The sequence below is a fragment of the Streptomyces sp. NPDC093598 genome (assembly GCF_044764825.1).
GTDB lineage: Bacteria > Actinomycetota > Actinomycetes > Streptomycetales > Streptomycetaceae > Streptomyces.
This window is the reverse complement of record NZ_JBIWIV010000001.1, coordinates 988414-1005545: the sequence shown is the minus strand read 5'-3', so window position 1 is coordinate 1005545 and position 17132 is coordinate 988414. Positions and strand designations below refer to the sequence as shown.

Genomic DNA, 17132 nt, shown 5'->3' with positions numbered 1-17132 from the left:
GGGCGGGCATCAGAACCCGTGCGGCAACCACGGCGGCACACCCGCCCCGAACCCGAGCGACGCCTCCGCCAGCGCCCCCGACCGAAGCTCCCGCACGCGTCCCGCCGCCCCCAGCGAGGCCAGCGACACACCGCCGAGATACGCCGCGCCCAACTCCCGCACCGACAGGGCGACATCCGCCGCATCCGTCGTACGCTCGCAGGACGCGCCCTTCGCGTCCCCGCTCAACCGCCAACGCCCGGCATTCCAGGGGCAGAACGAGTCCTCCACCTCGAACACCACGTCCACCGGCGTCTGATACGTCCGCGCCTCCAGCGCGGCCCCCACCTCCACCGGCCGCACGTACAGGGAGTCCCGCACCCACGGATGGCACCGCCGCGGGTCGGACACCAGGTACTGCCACGCGTCGTCCACCGGACGCCCCCGCATGGTCACCTTCGCTGTCAGGTCGATCCCGATCAGGAACCGCCACAACGCCGCGTCCGCCGCGGGGTCCAGCGCCGCCAAGTCCTCCACGATCACCGTGCCGTTGGACCCGGACAGCTCCCACTCGGGCTTGACGCGGTACCGCGCGTACCCCACCGTCTCCCCGTCCCGCTCGGCGAGCACGCACTGCAGGGGCGACGCCCCCTCCCGCTCGCTCGCCGGATCGAGCACCCCGAGCCGCTCCCAGCCGGGCCGCCGGGCCAGCATCCCGGGCCGCGCCGGAACCAGCCGGGCGTACACCGCCTCGCACGCGTCGAGCACATCGGCCGGTACCGCGTACCGCACCCGTACGTCATCCGTACCGTCCGGCACCGACAGCCGGACCCGGGTCGTGTCGATCTCGGCGGTCAGCGACACGGTCGCGTTGCCGTATCCGAACCGCCCGTAGATCGCCGGCTCGGACGCCGTGAGCACGGCCAGCGGCTCACCCCACGTGCGCACATCGTCCAGCTGCCGCCGCATCATCGAGGTCAGGATTCCGCGCCGGCGATGCGTGGCGGCCACGCTGACCATCGTGACGCCCGCGACCGGCAATGACGCGCCGCCGGGCACGGTCAGCCGGAAGCTGAACGCCCCGGCCGTCCCCACGCACTCGTCCCCGTCCCAGGTACCGAGTGAACGGTCGAACTCGGTCAGCGACTTCCACAACTCCCGCTCCTCGGCGGACTCCGGCACCCCTCCGAAACCTCGGACGAGGCAGTCGTACCACTTGTCCCAATCGTCCTGCCGCAGGACCCGCAAGTCGGGCGAAAGACCGTTCGCGTCAGTTCCCATGAGCCATGCCTACCAGGGCAATGCGGGGCGAGCGAGGGAATTTCTCCCGGGTGGCGGCAGGGCTGCGCGCTGTGAAGTTCACTGTGAAGTCGGCCCTCGGACGGGGGACAAGTGGGACCTCCCGTGCCAAGGGGCTGGTCCGATGGATAGGGTCCCGAACTAATGGCATCAGGACGAGAGCGGCGCGCGGAAGCCGACACGTTCACGGCCCGGTTGAAGAAGCAGTGGCACCGGGTCCGCGTCGGCGTGCGCCGAGCCGCCGTGGACTACTTCCGCGGCAACGGCTCGGACTGGATCGCCCTGGCCGGTCTGCTCGTGATGGTTCCCCTGATCGCGGCCGCGACGCTGGCGAACTCGGTGTGGTTCTCGCCGGCCGCGCTGGTCCTGCCGGTCGTCGTGGGCGGCCTGCTGCTCCGCCCCGCGAGCCTGCTCGGCCTGTACGCGGCGGCGGCCACGGCACTGATCGTGGAGTCGGTGCAGCTCGGCCCGTACACGGAGGGCCCGTCCAGGGTCACCCCCGGCGTGGTGCTCGTGGTCGCGGCCTGCGGCTTCTTCGGGCTGCTCCTCGCCCAGTTCCGCAGCCGGGTGGGCGTGCCCTGGCGGCGCGGCGGCACCATGCTCTTCGACCTGCGTGAACGCATCCGGGTGCAGAGCAAGCTGCCCGACCTGCCGGACGGCTGGCACCGGGAGATGGCGCTGCGCCCCGCGGGCGGCCAGTCCTTCTCGGGCGACTTCGTGGTGGCGGCGCGCACCAACGGCGGCCGTACGCTCGAGGTCGTCCTCACCGACGTCTCCGGCAAGGGCATGGACGCGGGTTCCCGTGCCCTGCTGCTGTCCGGCGCGTTCGGCGGCCTGCTCGGCTCCCTCCCGCCGCACGCCTTCCTCCCGGCCGCGAACGGTTATCTCCTCCGCCAGGACTGGGACGAGGGCTTCGCCACCTCCATCCACCTGGTCCTCGACCTGGACTCCGGCGACTACGAGCTCTACTCCGCGGGCCACCCGCCGGGCCTCCAGCTCAGCGCCGGCAGCGGCCGCTGGGAGGAGAAGACGGCCGAGGGCCCGCTCCTCGGGGTGTACGACGGCGCCCAGTTCGACCCGGTGAAGGGCTCCCTGCGGCCGGGGGACGTGCTGATGCTGTTCACGGACGGACTGGTGGAGACCGCCGACCGCGACATCGTCGAGGGCATCGACCGCCTCACCGGCGAGGCCGACCGCTATGTCGCCGGCGGCTTCCACGGCGCCGCCTGGCATCTCATCGAGGCCGTGGCCAAGGACGTCAACGACGACCGGGCCCTGCTGCTGATCTGCCGCGAGGGCCCGACGGCCGCCTCGATCCGCTGAGGTGGGTTCGGGCGGCGCCGCGCGAGACACTGGAGCGGTGACCGAGACATCCCGTATGACCCTGGCCCAAGTGGAGGCCACCGCCCGTGCCGCGCACACCGGCCAGACCGACAAGGCGGGACGGCCCTACGCCGAACACCTCCGGGCCGTGGCCGAGGGCGTGCGGGCGCGGGGCGGCGACGAGGAGCAGATCGCGGCGGCCTGGCTGCACGACGCCGTCGAGGACGACGCCCTCTCCCCGAAGTGGCTGCGCGAGGCCGCGCTGAGCAGCCGTACGAAGGACATCGTCCTCGCGGTCACCAAGCGGGCGGGGGAGCCGCCGGAGGAGTACGCCGCGCGGATCCTCGCCACGCCCGGCGCGTTGCTGGTGAAGGAGTCGGACCTGGCGCACAACGCGGACCCGGCCCGCCTCGCGGTCCTCGACGAGGCGACCCGCGAACGACTGACCGAGAAGTACGCACGGATGCGCGCACTTCTCGGTCTCGTCGGATGAACCCTGCCGTGCAGGTCAGGCGTTGACCTTCTCGCGCTCGCGCTCGCGTTCGCGGCGCTCGGCGCCTTGGCGTTCACGGGCCAGCTCGGCCGCGTCCCGCTTGAAGGCCCATGCCATCTTCGGCTCCATCGCGAACCGGAAGACGCGCTGCACCGGCTTGGTGCACAGCATCGTCACGACGGCGGCCGCGAGGGCGGTCACGAGGATCTCACCGGCCGGCTGGTGCAGCCAGGACGCCTCGAACCAGCCCTCGTAGTCGCCGGCCTTCACCAGGAAGCCGTGCAGCAGGTAGCCGTAGAGCGTGCCGGCGCCGAGGGCGGTGAACCACATGTGGCGGCGCGGCACCCAGGCGAAGAAGCAGGCGGTCAGCGCCAGGGAGCAGCCGAACATCGCCAGCACCATGACCGGGCCGGTCCACCACGGGGCGCCCAGCTCCTGGGCGGCGTCACGGTGGTAGAACCAGGCGGTGTTCATGCGCGGCACCGCCCACCAGCTGAAGGCCAGCGCGACGGCGAACAGCGGCACCGAGGCGATCCGCACCGAACGGCGCCGCACCATGTGGAAGTGCTCGGGCTTCATCACCAGGCCCAGCACGAAGAACGGCAGGAACTGCAGGACGCGCTGCAGATCCAGGTCGTCACCGATCTCCGGGGTGACGGTCGCCAGCATGGCGAGAACCAGCGCCAGCGGCAGCGGCCAGCGCACCAGGTTCCAGATGGGGGTGGTCAGGCGCCAGATGAACAGCGCGACCAGGAACCAGGTCAGGTACCAGGGGTCGAGAAGGCTGATCTCCTGGTGCGGGTCGTTGTCGATGACCCGCTTGAAGAGCGGATAGGCCGTCTCGAAGATGATGTACGGCACGGCAACGCCGGTGATCAGGCGCTTCAGCCGGTCGGGCCGCATGTCGAAACTGCGGGAGAAGTAGCCGGAGATGATGATGAACGCCGGCATGTGGAACGCGTAGACGACCTGGTACGCCGCCTCGAGTATCCGGCTGTCGCCCTTGAGCGGCTCCCAGGCGTGGCCCATGGCCACCAGGACGATCGCGAGGTACTTGGCGTTGTCGAAGAACGCGTCGCGCTGTCTGCCGTTCTGCTTCTTCTGCGTGCTCTGCGGCGAGCGCGGGCTCGGCACTCCGTCGGCCGGTGACTGTGCCGGGGGAAGTGGCGCCCTGCGGTCGCCGTTCGGTCGCAGCGAGTTCGTCACAGACCCTCCCACCAGGAGCTCGGGGAGACGATCCGGGACCTCGCTGCGCGTACGGGGGACGAGGCAGCGTGGAACATCTGAGGCACCCTAGCGTTCCCTGTAGCTATTCGTAAAACGCCGGACGTGATTCCTGGCTATTCGCTGCGGGTACCCCGGATTACGGGTAGTTGACGTCACTGTCGGCGTGATGGCCAACACATCGTCCGATGCCGGATTGTGTGCACCGCCTAGGCCCTGCTTGTCGTGATACTTCCGGACTAAGTGACGCATAAGACCAGCAGGCGACTCCAGCGGAATGTCTGCTTCAGCCCTCTTCGACCCCTGTTTCGCAAGGGCGTTGATGAGTCCGCGGCAACAATTCGAATTTCCTGCGAACGCGTTGTGTGGAGACGGAAACGATGCGGCCGAATTCACTGTCGGGTGGCTCGTCGAATTGCCGTGCGACTCCTCGATGTTGGGTCTCCGCGCGCAGGCGAGCCGCGCGGGCGGGGGCGACACGCGCGTAGTCGATGCGTCACCGGCCGCATAGCCCGGCCGCGTTGGTGGCACGATGGTTCTGGCGGGGGTGCGCGGGGTCGCGTCCCCGGGCCGGGAGAGCGGACCGACCGAGGGTGTGATCAGTTGTGGCCATTTCACTGTCTGTGGTGCTGCTGTTGGCGATCATCCTTGTGGTGTTGCTGAGAGGGGGATCCATCAAGGCAGGGCCGGCGATCGTGGCGATCCTCTTCGGCTTCTTCCTCGCCTCGACCGGCATGGCCCCGTCCATCAACCGGTTCCTCAACTCGATAGCGGAGACCATCAACTCCATCAGCTTCTGACCGGGGGGTGACGGGGGAACGTACGGGCATGGTGCTGCGCTCCTGACCCGGCGGAAGGGGGCGGCTACGGCATCGAGGATGCCTGGCCTCCGACGGCATGGGTGTGGTCCACCTGGCCCGCTCGCGGTCTCCGGTCGGCGCCTCGCCGTCAAGGTCGTGCACAGCCAGTACGCCGACGACGACGAGTTCCGCACCCGTTTCCGAGGCGCTGCGTGACATCCACCGCGCCGGAGTCGTCCACCGCGACCTGAAGCCGGCCAACGCGATGCCCGCCGAGGACGGCCCCCGCGTCATCTCCCCGCGCCGCCGAGTTCGCCGCCTCCGACGTCCCCAGCCCGACCGCCCGCGTCCTGGGCACGCCGCCCTACATGTCCCCGGAACAGTTCGCCGCCCCCCAGGACGTCGGCCCGGCCGCCGACATGTTCGCCCTCGACGACGCGCAGGGCCGTCTCGTACGGGCTCGGGCGCCACTCCGGCACGCTGCTCTCCGGGCCCGGCGCCGGCGCACCGCGCCCCGTGCGTCCATGGCCGCCGCCCCTGGCCGACCGAGCCCGCAGGCACGGCATGGCCCGACGCGGCCCCCACCGGGCGCGGCGGCCCGACAGAACCTCGACGGAACAGCACCGACCGCCACGCGACCCGGACCCCGGCACCTGAGGCCGACCGCCGCACTCGCCGCGATCGCCGACGGCCGCAGCACGACGACGGCGGCCGGGCCGACAGCATGCTCGTTCCTCCGGTGCACCGCCGGAGAACACCTCTGCTCTGACCTGGTAAGACGGTGACCTGCGCGTTTCGCGCGACTTGCCGACGTGCCCCGCCGCTCGCCATCCGACCGTGCACGCAGGGGGCACGAACACTCCGAGTTCCGCTATGCCTGGCTGATCAGCACGCCAGCAGCACAGAGGGCGAACGCAAGCGCCATGAGGCTCTTCTTCCCGCTGCGGCTGGAAGCCTGCCGCTGAAGTTCCCGCGCACCGAGCAACGCACCACAGAGCAGGAGAGCGCTAGCAACGACGCGTCTGATCGCCTGCACGGGCACCCGCTCAATCCTTACCGAGGTCTGCGGCGCTCACGGTACAGGCCCACGTCAAGCCGCACCCGCTTCCTTTCTCCACCCACAGTGGAGCGGACGCCATGGGCCACGTCCGCTCGGCTCTGCCTGGGCCGATGGTGGTCGGGATGGGAGCACTCCGCGCACACCACTACCGCCCGCGGCCGGGAACGGCGCCCCCACTCCGCTCTTGGTACGGCCCTCGATCCGGCCACCTACGACTACGCGGGCACGGTGCTGTTCAGCAACTACGCCGGTCAGCTCTGGCAGCGCTTCACAACCCGGCTGCGCCGCCGCTGCTCCACCACCCTCGGCCCTGCGCCAGGCCCGCGGCTGAGTGACCTGGTCGCGGCCATCTGCGGCGGCCACACCCCGTGAACACAACCCCTGGAAACACTCAGGGCCAGGCGGAGGAATGATCCTCTGACCTGGCCCTGAGCCATTGAGAGCGGGCGACGGGAATCGAACCCGCGTAGCTAGTTTGGAAGACTAGGGCTCTACCATTGAGCTACGCCCGCACAGGACGCGCCGCAGGTCGGATGACCGCGGCACTGAAGGCATCGTAGCGGGTCGGCCCCCTCCGCCGCACACCGCATTCCCGCCGGAGCCGACGCGGCACACACCCAGTGGAAATGCGGCGGCCACGCCGCCTTGCGGCATGTACCCTACGTGTCGCACCAGACGGGGTGTGGCGCAGCTTGGTAGCGCGTCCGCTTTGGGAGCGGAAGGCCGTGGGTTCAAATCCCGCCACCCCGACCAGCCATCCGATCACCTCGCGTGGTCGCCCATCCGATCACTCACGTGATCGCCTTTTGGGCGGTGTAGTCGCTGCCGTTACTATGCAAGCTGCACGCCCGTGTGTCTCATCGTCTGAAGTCCTCCGGGCGGCGAAATCCGCCGGGCCGTTCTGGCCCCGGCAGAAACCAAGAAGTCAGCCACAAGGAGACCGAACCGTGAAGAGCGCCGTGGAGACCCTGAACCCGACTCGGGTTCGGCTCACTGTCGAGGTGCCCTTCGAGGAGCTCAAGGACAGCCTCGACGCGGCGTACAAGAAGATCAACCAGCAGGTCACGGTGAAGGGCTTCCGCAAGGGCAAGGTCCCGGCCCGGGTCATCGACCAGCGGTTCGGCCGCGGTGCGGTTCTGGAGGAGGCGGTCAACGACGCGCTTCCGAAGTTCTACACCGACGCGGTCAACGAGGCCGAGCTCAGCGTGCTGGGCCAGCCCGAGGTCGACATCACGGAGCTGAAGGACGGCGAGACGCTGAACTTCACCGCCGAGGTCGACATCCGCCCGGCCATCGAGATCCCGGACTTCTCCGGCATCGAGGTCGAGGTCGACGCGGTCGAGGTCACCGACGAGGACGTCGACAAGGCCGTCGAGGAGCTGCGCGAGCGCTTCGCCTCCACCGCCCCGGTCGAGCGTGCCGCCGAGGACGGCGACGTCGTGACGATCGACCTGCGCGCCAAGGTCGACGGCGAGGTCCTCGAGGACGGAGTCGCCGACGGCGTCTCCTACACCATCGGCTCCGGCGAGCTGCTGGACGGCATCGACGACGCCGTGACGGGCCTGGAGGCCGGTGGCGAGGCCACCTTCACCTCCGAGCTCAAGGGCGGCTCCGCCGCCGGCAAGGAGGCCGAGGTCACCGTCAAGGTCACCCAGGTCGCCAAGCGTGAACTGCCCGAGCTGGACGACGACTTCGCGCAGCTCGCCTCCGAGTTCGACACCATCGAGGAGCTGCGCGCGGACAGCCGCAAGCGCCTCGAGAACATGAAGCAGTACGACCAGGCCACGCAGGCCCAGGAGCGCGTCCTGGAGAAGCTGCTCGAGCTGGTCGAGGTCCCGGTCCCCGAGAAGCTGCTCGAGGACGAGATCAACACCCGCAAGCACAACCTCGAGCACCACCAGCTCGGCCAGATGGGCCTCGACCTCGCGAAGTACCTGGAGATCCAGGGCAAGAGCGAGGAGGAGTTCGACGCCGAGACCAAGGAAGCCGCGGTCAAGGGCATCAAGACCCAGTTCGTGCTCGACGAGCTCGTCAAGCAGGAGAAGCTCAACGTCAACCAGGAGGAGCTCACCGAGCACCTCATGCGGCGTGCGGCCTCCTCCGGCATGTCCCCCGACCAGTTCGCCCAGGCGGTCGTCGAGGGCGGCCAGGTTCCGCTCCTGGTCGGCGAGGTCGCCCGCGGCAAGGCCCTGGCCGTCGTGGTCGAGAAGGCCACGGTCAAGGACACCAACGGCGAGATCATCGACCTCGACGACGAGGAAGAGGAGACCACCGAGGCCTCCGCCGAGGAGACCCCGGCCGAGGACGCCCCGGCCGAGGAGAAGACCGAGGGCTGAGCCCCCGGCACCGGTCGAATCGCAGGGAGGGCCCGGGGTGTGAACCCCGGGCCCTCCTGTCGTACACCCGCACCGTTGCCCCCGAGTCGCTACGCCCCCGGCGAACACTCCCATCTCCGGGATTCCCCGAAGGGACCCGCGCGTTAGGGTCCATGAATACGAGGGCAGTGGAGTCCCCGAACGGCTCCTAGCCCCTAGGGAAACGTGAGACGGCCCGGCGCCGTCGTAAGACGAGCAGGTGGATACGTGACGAATCTGATGCCCTCAGCCGCCGGCGAGCCTTCCATCGGTGGTGGCCTCGGCGACCAGGTCTACAACCGGCTGCTCAACGAGCGGATCATCTTCCTCGGCCAGCCGGTCGACGACGACATCGCGAACAAGATCACCGCGCAGCTGCTGCTCCTTGCCGCGGACCCGGACAAGGACATCTACCTGTACATCAACAGCCCCGGCGGTTCCATCACGGCCGGCATGGCGATCTACGACACCATGCAGTTCATCAAGAACGACGTGGTGACCATCGCCATGGGCCTCGCGGCCTCGATGGGTCAGTTCCTGCTCAGCGCCGGCACCCCCGGCAAGCGCTTCGCGCTGCCGAACGCCGAGATCCTGATCCACCAGCCCTCCGCCGGCCTCGCCGGTTCGGCCTCGGACATCAAGATCCACGCCGAGCGGCTGCTGCACACCAAGAAGCGCATGGCCGAGCTCACGTCCCAGCACACGGGGCAGACGGTCGAGCAGATCACCCGCGACTCGGACCGCGACCGCTGGTTCGACGCCTTCGAGGCCAAGGAGTACGGCCTCATCGACGACGTCATCCCCACGGCCGCCGGTATGCCGGGCGGCGGCGGCACCGGGGCCTGAGCGGTCCCCACGGGGCCTGTGGCGCCCCGTGAGGCCCACGGAGCCCTCCCGGGCCCCAGCGACCCCAGACAGCCCCAGCCGACCGCCTCAGCCCCTTTCAGGAGACACCGTGAACCAGTTCCCCGGCAGTGGGATCTACGACCGTATGCCCGCCGTGCAGGACATGAGCGCCTCGCAGGGCCGCTACACCGGCCCGCAGGCCGAGTCCCGCTACGTCATCCCGCGCTTCGTCGAGCGCACCTCCCAGGGCATCCGCGAGTACGACCCGTACGCGAAGCTCTTCGAGGAGCGCGTGATCTTCCTCGGCGTCCAGATCGACGACGCCTCCGCCAACGACGTCATGGCGCAGCTGCTGTGCCTGGAGTCGATGGACCCCGACCGTGACATCTCGGTCTACATCAACAGCCCCGGCGGCTCCTTCACGGCGCTCACGGCGATCTACGACACGATGCAGTACGTGAAGCCGGACATCCAGACGGTCTGCATGGGCCAGGCGGCCTCCGCCGCCGCCATCCTGCTGGCCGCCGGTACGCCGGGCAAGCGCATGGCCCTGCCGAACGCGCGCGTGCTGATCCACCAGCCGTACAGCGAGACCGGCCGCGGTCAGGTCTCCGACCTGGAGATCGCCGCGAACGAGATCCTGCGGATGCGCGCGCAGCTGGAGGAGATGCTGGCCAAGCACTCCACCACGCCGGTCGAGAAGATCCGCGAGGACATCGAGCGCGACAAGATCCTCACGGCCGAGGACGCGCTCAGCTACGGCCTGATCGACCAGATCATCACCACCCGGAAGATGGACAACTCGAGCCTGCGCTGAGGCGAGAGGCTGTAACGTCTGCCGCCCCTTGGCACGGTTTGGCTCGGTTCACGTCAAAGCGAACCGCGCCAAGGGGGGCCCGAACGGGGGGCCCGGCAAGGTACCGTCGGACATAAGGCAGCACCAGGAGTCCGCTGGACGTCGACGTCCAGGAGTCTCCCAGGCGAAGGGGAAGCACACCGTGGCACGCATCGGTGACGGCGGCGATCTGCTCAAGTGCTCGTTCTGCGGCAAGAGCCAGAAGCAGGTCAAGAAGCTCATCGCAGGGCCCGGTGTGTACATCTGCGACGAGTGCATCGACCTCTGCAACGAGATCATCGAGGAAGAACTGGCGGAGACCAGCGAGGTCCGCTGGGAGGAGCTCCCGAAGCCGCGCGAGATCTACGAGTTCCTCGAGGGCTACGTGGTCGGCCAGGAGGCCGCCAAGAAGGCCCTCTCCGTAGCGGTGTACAACCACTACAAGCGAGTCCAGGCCGGCGAGAACGGCGGGGCGAGCGGCCGTGACGACGCCATCGAGCTGGCGAAGTCCAACATCCTGCTCCTCGGCCCCACGGGCTCCGGCAAGACCCTCCTCGCGCAGACCCTCGCGCGCATGCTGAACGTCCCCTTCGCGATCGCCGACGCCACGGCCCTCACGGAGGCCGGTTACGTCGGCGAGGACGTCGAGAACATCCTGCTCAAGCTGATCCAGGCGGCCGACTACGACGTCAAGAAGGCCGAGACCGGGATCATCTACATCGACGAGATCGACAAGGTCGCGAGGAAGAGTGAAAACCCCTCGATCACGCGCGACGTGTCGGGCGAGGGCGTCCAGCAGGCCCTGCTGAAGATCCTGGAGGGCACCACGGCCTCGGTCCCGCCGCAGGGCGGCCGTAAGCACCCCCACCAGGAGTTCATCCAGATCGACACGACGAACGTGCTGTTCATCGTGGGCGGTGCCTTCGCCGGACTGGAGAAGATCATCGAGTCCCGGGCCGGCGCCAAGGGCATCGGCTTCGGCGCGCAGATCCGCTCCAAGCGCGAGATGGAGTCCAAGGACCAGTTCCAGGAGGTCATGCCGGAGGACCTGGTCAAGTTCGGCATGATCCCCGAGTTCATCGGCCGTCTCCCGGTCATCACCTCGGTCCACAACCTCGACCGCGAGGCCCTGCTCCAGATCCTCGTCGAGCCGCGCAACGCGCTCGTCAAGCAGTACCAGCGCCTCTTCGAACTCGACGGCGTGGAGCTGGACTTCGAGCGCGAGGCCCTGGAGGCCATCGCCGACCAGGCCATCCTCCGCCAGACCGGCGCGCGCGGCCTGCGCGCCATCATGGAGGAGGTCCTCCAGGGCGTGATGTACGAGGTCCCGTCCCGCAAGGACGTGGCCCGGGTCGTCATCACGGCGGACGTCGTCCAGTCGAACGTCAACCCGACGCTGATTCCGCGGGATGCGCGGGGGCGGGGGCCGGGGGAGCAGAAGACGGCGTAGCCACCCACTGCACGCGAAGGCGCCCAGCACTGCTGCTGGGCGCCTTCGTCGTTGCCGGCGTCAGGCCTCGACGCGGATCTCCTTGCGGACCTTGGTGGTGAGGTCGATCGCCACGTCCTTGGTGACGCCCTGCGACGCCTCACCCGGCGACACGATGGCGATCGTGCTGTAGTCGGCCCATGCGCAGAACCAGTTGGTCTTCTCCTTCTTGGTCAGCTGGTCCTGCCCCTTGACCGACTGGCACTTCATGGCCGCGCCGTCGAGGTCCGCGTCCTCGGGTTCGCCGACCAGCTCGGGCTTGCCGGACCCGGTGGTGGCTTCCTTCTCGGCCGACTTCTTGAAGTTGGCGAAGAACAGGTCCAGCGTCGCCTCCGGGTCGGAGATCTCACCGTAGGCACCGGCCACCGAAAGCGTCTTGGCCGCCGCCATCTTCGCCGCGGACGACGGATCGTCGGGGTCGTAGTCGCTCAGGTCCACCGTGGAGTAGAGGCCCGCCGCGGTCTTGGCGTTCTTGACGCCGCTCTTTTCCAACTCCGACGCGTTTCCGGCGGCCTGCCCGTCCTTCGTGGTGCGCTTGTACTCGCTGAGCACGGTCGCCGGCGTCGCGATCTTGTGCGGCCCGTCGTCCTCCAGGGCGCCCGCGCCGCCGCCCCCGCCGAGCACGAAGTACGCGCCCACCCCGATCGCCGCCACGACCGCGACCGCGCCGATGATCAGGCCCGTCTTCTTCTTGCCGCCGCCCGGGGCCGGGGGCTGGGGGACGCCGTACTGGGGCTGCTGGCCGTAGGGCGGCTGCTGACCGTACGGGGGCTGCTGCCCGTAAGGAGCCTGCTGGGGCGGGACGCCCTGCGGGGGCTGCTGCGGGTAGCCGTAGCCGGGCTGGGGCGGAGGAGCCTGCTGGGGGTAGCCGTAGCCGGGCTGGGGCGTCTGCGGCGGCTGGCCGTACGGGCCCGGCTGGCCGTACGGACCGGGCTGCTGGGGCTGCCCGCCGTACGGGCCCGGCTGGTTGTGACTCATCTTCTGGGTTCCCCTCCAGATGCTTATGTGTTCGAGACATCCTGGCGCAGACCCGCCGTGTGCATGGCATCGGGCCCCCCACCGTTACGAAGCAAACGCGTTTCGGGACGGGGCGGTGACACCTCTAAACTGACCCCCGTGACCGAGAACGCTCAGCAGCAGCCACCAGCGCCCAGCACCGACCTGCCGACCCAGTACGCGCCGGCCGACGTAGAGGGGCCGCTGTACGAGCGCTGGGTGGAGCGGGGTTACTTCGAGGCGGACGAGAAGAGCGAGAAGCCTCCGTACACCATCGTCATCCCGCCGCCGAACGTCACGGGCTCGCTCCACCTGGGGCACGCCTTCGAGCACACCCTCATCGACGCCCTGACCCGCCGCAAGCGCATGCAGGGGTACGAGACGCTGTGGCAGCCCGGCATGGACCACGCCGGTATCGCCACGCAGAACGTCGTCGAGCGGGAGCTCGCCAAGGAGGGCAAGTCCCGCCACGACCTGGGCCGTGAGACGTTCGTCGAGCGGGTCTGGCAGTGGAAGGGCGAGTCCGGCGGCCAGATCAGCGGCCAGATGCGGCGGTTGGGCGACGGTGTCGCCTGGTCGCGCGAGCGCTTCACGATGGACGAGGGCCTGTCCCAGGCCGTCCAGACCATCTTCAAGCGCCTCTACGACGACGAGCTGATCTACCGCGCCGAGCGCATCATCAACTGGTGCCCCCGCTGTCTGACGGCCATCTCGGACATCGAGGTCGAGTACCAGGACGACGACGGTGAGCTCGTCTCCATGAAGTACGGCGACGGGGACGACACCATCGTCGTCGCCACCACCCGCGCCGAGACGATGCTCGGTGACACGGCCGTCGCCGTCCACCCCGAGGACGAGCGGTACAAGCACCTGATCGGCAAGCTGGTCAAGCTGCCGCTGACCGACCGCTCCATCCCGGTCGTCGCGGACGAGCACGTGGACCCCGAGTTCGGCACGGGTGCCGTCAAGGTCACCCCGGCGCACGACCCGAACGACTTCGAGATCGGCCAGCGCCACGACCTCCCGGCCCTGACGATCATGGACGAGCACGCGGTCATCACCGCCCACGGCCCCTTTCAGGGGCTGGACCGGCTGGAGGCCCGCTCGGCGATCGTCGCCGCGCTGCGCGCCGAGGGCCGGATCGTCGCGGAGAAGCGGCCGTACGTCCACTCCGTCGGCCACTGCTCGCGCTGCAAGACCACCATCGAGCCGCGTCTGTCCATGCAGTGGTGGGTCAAGGTCGGCCCGCTCGCGAAGGCGGCCGGTGACGCCGTCCGCGACGGCAAGGTCAAGATCCACCCGCAGGAAATGGAGAAGCGCTACTTCGACTGGGTCGACAACCTCCACGACTGGTGCATCTCGCGGCAGTTGTGGTGGGGCCACCGCATCCCGGTCTGGTACGGCCCGAACGGCGAGGTCGTCTGCGTCGGCCCCGACGAGGAGCCGCCGAGCGGCGAGGGCTGGCGTCAGGACACCGACGTCCTCGACACCTGGTTCTCCTCCGGCCTGTGGCCGTTCTCCACGCTCGGCTGGCCCGAACAGACGGAGTCGCTCGCGAAGTTCTATCCGAACTCCGTCCTGGTCACCGGCTACGACATCCTCTTCTTCTGGGTCGCCCGGATGATGATGTTCGGCCTGTACGCGATGGACGGCACCCCGCCGTTCCACACCATCGCCCTGCACGGCATGGTCCGCGACCAGTTCGGCAAGAAGATGTCGAAGTCCTTCGGCAACGCGGTCAACCCGCTGGACTGGATGGACAAGTACGGCAGCGACGCCCTCCGGTTCACCCTCGCGCGCGGCGCCAACCCGGGCGTCGACGTCCCGATCGGCGAGGACTGGGTCCAGGGCTCCCGGAACTTCGCCAACAAGATCTGGAACGCGACGCGCTTCGCGATGATGAACGGCGCGACGATCGAGGGTCCGCTGCCGGACGCCTCGAACATGTCGGCGACCGACCGCTGGATCCTGTCCCGCCTCAACTCGGTCGTCGCCGAGGTCGACGCGTTCTACGAGGACTACCAGTTCGCGAAGCTCTCCGACGCCCTGTTCCACTTCGCCTGGGACGAGGTCTTCGACTGGTACGTCGAGCTGTCCAAGACGACGTTCCAGGCGGGCGGCGAGGCGGCGGAGGTCTCCCAGCGCGTCCTCGGTGAGGTCCTCGACGTCACGCTGAAGCTGCTGCACCCGGTGGTCCCGTTCGTCACCGAGACCCTGTGGACCACGCTCACCGGCGGCGAGTCGGTCGTCATCGCGGAGTGGCCCAAGGACAGCGGCTTCCGGGACGCCGACGCCGAGCGCGAGATCGAGTCCCTCCAGTCGGTCATCACCGAGGTCCGCCGCTTCCGCGCCGACCAGGGCCTCCAGCCCGGCCAGCGGGTCCCGGCCCGGCTGACCCTCGACGGCACGCGGTTCGCGCCCCACGAGGCCGCCATCCGGCAGCTGCTGCGCCTCCAGCCGGAGGGTGACGCCTTCACGGCCACGGCGACCCTCCCGGTCGCCGGCGCCGAGGTCGCCCTCGACCTCTCCGGCACGATCGACGTGGCGGCGGAGCGCAAGCGCCTCGCGAAGGACCTGGCCGCGGCCGAGAAGGAGAAGGCTCAGGCCAACGCCAAGCTCGGCAACGAGGCGTTCCTGGCGAAGGCCCCCGACCACGTCGTGGACAAGATCCGCACCCGCCTCGCCAAGGCGGAGGAGGACATCGCCCGCATCCAGGCGCAGCTGGAGAGGCTGCCGCAGGCGTAGGGGTCCGTACGGTCGTGAAGGCTCCGGTGCTGGTCAGCGCCGGGGCCTTCACGCAGTCAAGGGGCGCGGGGAACTGCGCGAGCAACCCCTGCGGACCAGCAGTCGTCCATGGACATAAGCCACCGCAAGCAATGTCAGTCGGTCTCCGTAGACTGGCCCCGTGAGCGAGCTCCCTCCAGACCACAACGCCGACGACCAGCCCGACCCCCTCGACAGCTTCGACGAGATCATCGCGGAGGAGACCACCCGCGACCCCGACCTCGCGGTCATCGAGGCCGGCAGCCGAACCCTGCGCACCCAGGGCGGCCCGCCCGACGCCGACATTCCCGCGCGCCCCGCCGACCCCGAGGTCGACAAGGCCCTGCGCGAGGTCGAGACAGAGCTCGCCACCCGCTGGGGCGAGACCAAGCTGGAGCCCTCCGTCAGCCGTATCGCCGCGCTGATGGACGTGCTGGGGGAGCCGCAGCGGTCGTACCCGTCGATCCACATCACCGGGACCAACGGCAAGACCTCCACGGCCCGCATGATCGAGGCCCTGCTCGGCGCCTTCGAGCTGCGCACCGGCCGCTACACCTCGCCGCACGTGCAGTCGATCACCGAGCGCATCAGCCTCGACGGCGCTCCCATCTCGCCCGAGCGGTTCATCGAGACGTACCAGGACATCAAGCCGTACGTGGAGATGGTCGACGCCGCGCAGGAGTACCGGCTGTCGTTCTTCGAGGTGCTCACCGGCATGGCGTACGCGGCGTTCGCCGACGCCCCCGTGGACGTCGGCGTCGTCGAGGTCGGCATGGGCGGCTCCTGGGACGCCACGAACGTGATCGACGGCGACGTCGCCGTCGTCACGCCCATAGACCTCGACCACACCGACCGGCTCGGCACCACGCACGCCGAGATCGCCACGGAGAAGGCCGGCATCATCAAGCAGGGTGCGACGGTCATCATGGCGCAGCAGCCGGTCGACGCCGCGCAGGTGCTGCTCAAGAAGGCCGTCGAGGTGGACGCGACCGTGGCCCGGGAGGGGCTTGAGTTCGGCGTCGTCGAGCGGCAGGTGGCCGTCGGCGGGCAGCTGGTGACGCTGCGCGGGCTCGGCGGCGAGTACCCCGAGGTGTATCTGCCGCTGCACGGCGCGCACCAGGCGCACAACGCGGCCGTCGCGCTCGCCGCCGTCGAGGCGTTCTTCGGTGTCGGCGCGCAGCGGGCCGACGCGCTGGACCTGGACACGGTCCGCAAGGCGTTCGCGGCCGTCGCCTCGCCGGGCCGGCTGGAGGTCGTGCGCAGGTCGCCGACGGTCGTGCTGGACGCCGCCCACAACCCGGCCGGCGCGCGGGCGGCGGCCGAGGCGATCGGGGAGGCCTTCCAGTTCAGCCGCCTCATCGGCGTGGTCGGCGCGAGCGGCGACAAGAACGTCCGGGGGCTGCTGGAGGCCTTCGAGCCGGTGTTCGCCGAAGTCGTGGTCACACAGAACTCCAGCCACCGCGCGATGGACGCCGACGAGCTCGCCGGTATCGCCGTGGAGGTGTTCGGCGAGGAGCGCGTCCAGGTCGAGCCGCGGCTGCCCGACGCCCTGGAGGCCGCCATCACCCTGGCCGAGGAGGAGGGCGAGTTCGCCGGCGGCGGTGTGCTCGTCACCGGTTCCGTCATCACCGTCGGCGAGGCCCGACTGCTCCTGGGGAGGGGCTGAGTCCC

General features: G+C 69.5%; 13 protein-coding genes, 2 tRNA genes and 1 pseudogene. 11 read left to right on the top strand and 5 right to left on the bottom strand.

All coding sequences use genetic code 11. The annotated features are described in order from the left end of the window. Positions 1–9: 9 nt before the first annotated feature. Positions 10–1260: a GNAT family N-acetyltransferase gene (locus ACIRDU_RS04660; RefSeq protein WP_403574350.1), complete on the bottom strand. Its 1251-nt coding sequence runs from the start codon at positions 1258–1260 to the stop codon at positions 10–12. A 162-nt stretch (positions 1261–1422) separates the two neighbouring features. Here ACIRDU_RS04660 and ACIRDU_RS04655 point away from each other — a divergent pair, with 162 nt between their 5' ends. Together ACIRDU_RS04655 and ACIRDU_RS04650 are read left to right on the top strand one after the other, a co-directional pair. Further along, on the top strand, positions 1423–2601 hold the full coding sequence (locus ACIRDU_RS04655) for a PP2C family protein-serine/threonine phosphatase (RefSeq protein WP_403574347.1): 1179 nt from the start codon (positions 1423–1425) through the stop codon (positions 2599–2601). A 55-nt stretch (positions 2602–2656) separates the two neighbouring features. Beyond that, positions 2657–3094, top strand: a complete 438-nt coding sequence (locus ACIRDU_RS04650) for an HD domain-containing protein (protein WP_403575154.1) — start codon at positions 2657–2659, stop codon at positions 3092–3094. Positions 3095–3109: 15 nt separating this feature from the next. Here the strand turns inward: ACIRDU_RS04650 and ACIRDU_RS04645 are convergent, their stop codons facing one another. After that, complete coding sequence (locus ACIRDU_RS04645) at positions 3110–4228, bottom strand: acyltransferase family protein (RefSeq protein WP_403574344.1); 1119 nt, start codon at positions 4226–4228, stop codon at positions 3110–3112. A 695-nt stretch (positions 4229–4923) separates the two neighbouring features. Between ACIRDU_RS04645 and ACIRDU_RS04640 the strand changes: the two genes are divergently transcribed. Further along, on the top strand, positions 4924–5118 hold the full coding sequence (locus tag ACIRDU_RS04640; protein WP_010041885.1) for a hypothetical protein: 195 nt from the start codon (positions 4924–4926) through the stop codon (positions 5116–5118). Between the two features lie 290 nt (positions 5119–5408). On the opposite strand, the gene ACIRDU_RS04635 is transcribed toward ACIRDU_RS04640, so the two are convergent. Beyond that, positions 5409–5597 carry a hypothetical protein gene (locus ACIRDU_RS04635; protein WP_403574340.1) on the bottom strand — a complete coding sequence of 63 codons (189 nt, stop codon included), beginning with the start codon at positions 5595–5597 and terminating at the stop codon, positions 5409–5411. A gap of 683 nt (positions 5598–6280) precedes the next feature. Between ACIRDU_RS04635 and ACIRDU_RS04630 the strand changes: the two are divergent. After that, positions 6281–6487 (top strand): annotated as a pseudogene (locus ACIRDU_RS04630) (replication initiator); the annotation flags it as partial. 132 nt (positions 6488–6619) lie between these two features. Here the strand turns inward: ACIRDU_RS04630 and ACIRDU_RS04625 are convergent. Beyond that, positions 6620–6690 (bottom strand) — tRNA-Gly (locus ACIRDU_RS04625). Between the two features lie 164 nt (positions 6691–6854). Between ACIRDU_RS04625 and ACIRDU_RS04620 the strand changes: the two genes are divergently transcribed. The 5 genes from ACIRDU_RS04620 to clpX all read left to right on the top strand — a co-directional run bounded on the left by ACIRDU_RS04620 (position 6855) and on the right by clpX (position 11663). After that, positions 6855–6931 (top strand) — tRNA-Pro (locus ACIRDU_RS04620). 194 nt (positions 6932–7125) lie between these two features. Beyond that, the gene (gene tig, locus ACIRDU_RS04615; RefSeq protein ID WP_403574337.1) at positions 7126–8514 is read left to right on the top strand and encodes a trigger factor; all 1389 of its coding nucleotides are present in this window, start codon (positions 7126–7128) and stop codon (positions 8512–8514) included. Positions 8515–8772: 258 nt separating this feature from the next. After that, positions 8773–9378, top strand: a complete 606-nt coding sequence (locus ACIRDU_RS04610; RefSeq protein ID WP_192234658.1) for an ATP-dependent Clp protease proteolytic subunit — start codon at positions 8773–8775, stop codon at positions 9376–9378. Between the two features lie 109 nt (positions 9379–9487). Further along, positions 9488–10195 carry an ATP-dependent Clp protease proteolytic subunit gene (locus ACIRDU_RS04605; protein ID WP_403574334.1) on the top strand — a complete coding sequence of 236 codons (708 nt, stop codon included), beginning with the start codon at positions 9488–9490 and terminating at the stop codon, positions 10193–10195. Between the two features lie 181 nt (positions 10196–10376). After that, a complete protein-coding gene (gene clpX, locus ACIRDU_RS04600; protein WP_399408853.1) occupies positions 10377–11663 on the top strand; it encodes an ATP-dependent Clp protease ATP-binding subunit ClpX in 1287 nt (428 codons plus the stop codon). 60 nt (positions 11664–11723) lie between these two features. Here the strand turns inward: clpX and ACIRDU_RS04595 are convergent, their stop codons facing one another. Continuing rightward, a complete protein-coding gene (locus ACIRDU_RS04595; RefSeq protein ID WP_403574330.1) occupies positions 11724–12680 on the bottom strand; it encodes a hypothetical protein in 957 nt (318 codons plus the stop codon). A 138-nt stretch (positions 12681–12818) separates the two neighbouring features. Between ACIRDU_RS04595 and ACIRDU_RS04590 the strand changes: the two genes are divergently transcribed. Both ACIRDU_RS04590 and ACIRDU_RS04585 read left to right on the top strand, forming a co-directional pair. Beyond that, positions 12819–15443, top strand: a complete 2625-nt coding sequence (locus tag ACIRDU_RS04590; protein WP_403574327.1) for a valine--tRNA ligase — start codon at positions 12819–12821, stop codon at positions 15441–15443. A 160-nt stretch (positions 15444–15603) separates the two neighbouring features. Then, positions 15604–17127 (top strand): bifunctional folylpolyglutamate synthase/dihydrofolate synthase, encoded by a 1524-nt coding sequence (locus ACIRDU_RS04585; protein ID WP_403574324.1) that lies wholly within the window; start codon positions 15604–15606, stop codon positions 17125–17127. Positions 17128–17132: the final 5 nt, after the last annotated feature.

Bases quoted from the DNA above. Each gene is read 5' to 3' on its own strand.
- ACIRDU_RS04660 (WP_403574350.1), bottom strand. From the start codon at position 1,260: ATGGGAACTGACGCGAACGGTCTTTCGCCCGACTTGCGGGTCCTGCGG.
- ACIRDU_RS04655 (WP_403574347.1), top strand. From the start codon at position 1,423: ATGGCATCAGGACGAGAGCGGCGCGCGGAAGCCGACACGTTCACGGCC.
- ACIRDU_RS04650 (WP_403575154.1), top strand. From the start codon at position 2,657: ATGACCCTGGCCCAAGTGGAGGCCACCGCCCGTGCCGCGCACACCGGC.
- ACIRDU_RS04610 (WP_192234658.1), top strand. From the start codon at position 8,773: ATGCCCTCAGCCGCCGGCGAGCCTTCCATCGGTGGTGGCCTCGGCGAC.
- ACIRDU_RS04595 (WP_403574330.1), bottom strand. From the start codon at position 12,680: ATGAGTCACAACCAGCCGGGCCCGTACGGCGGGCAGCCCCAGCAGCCC.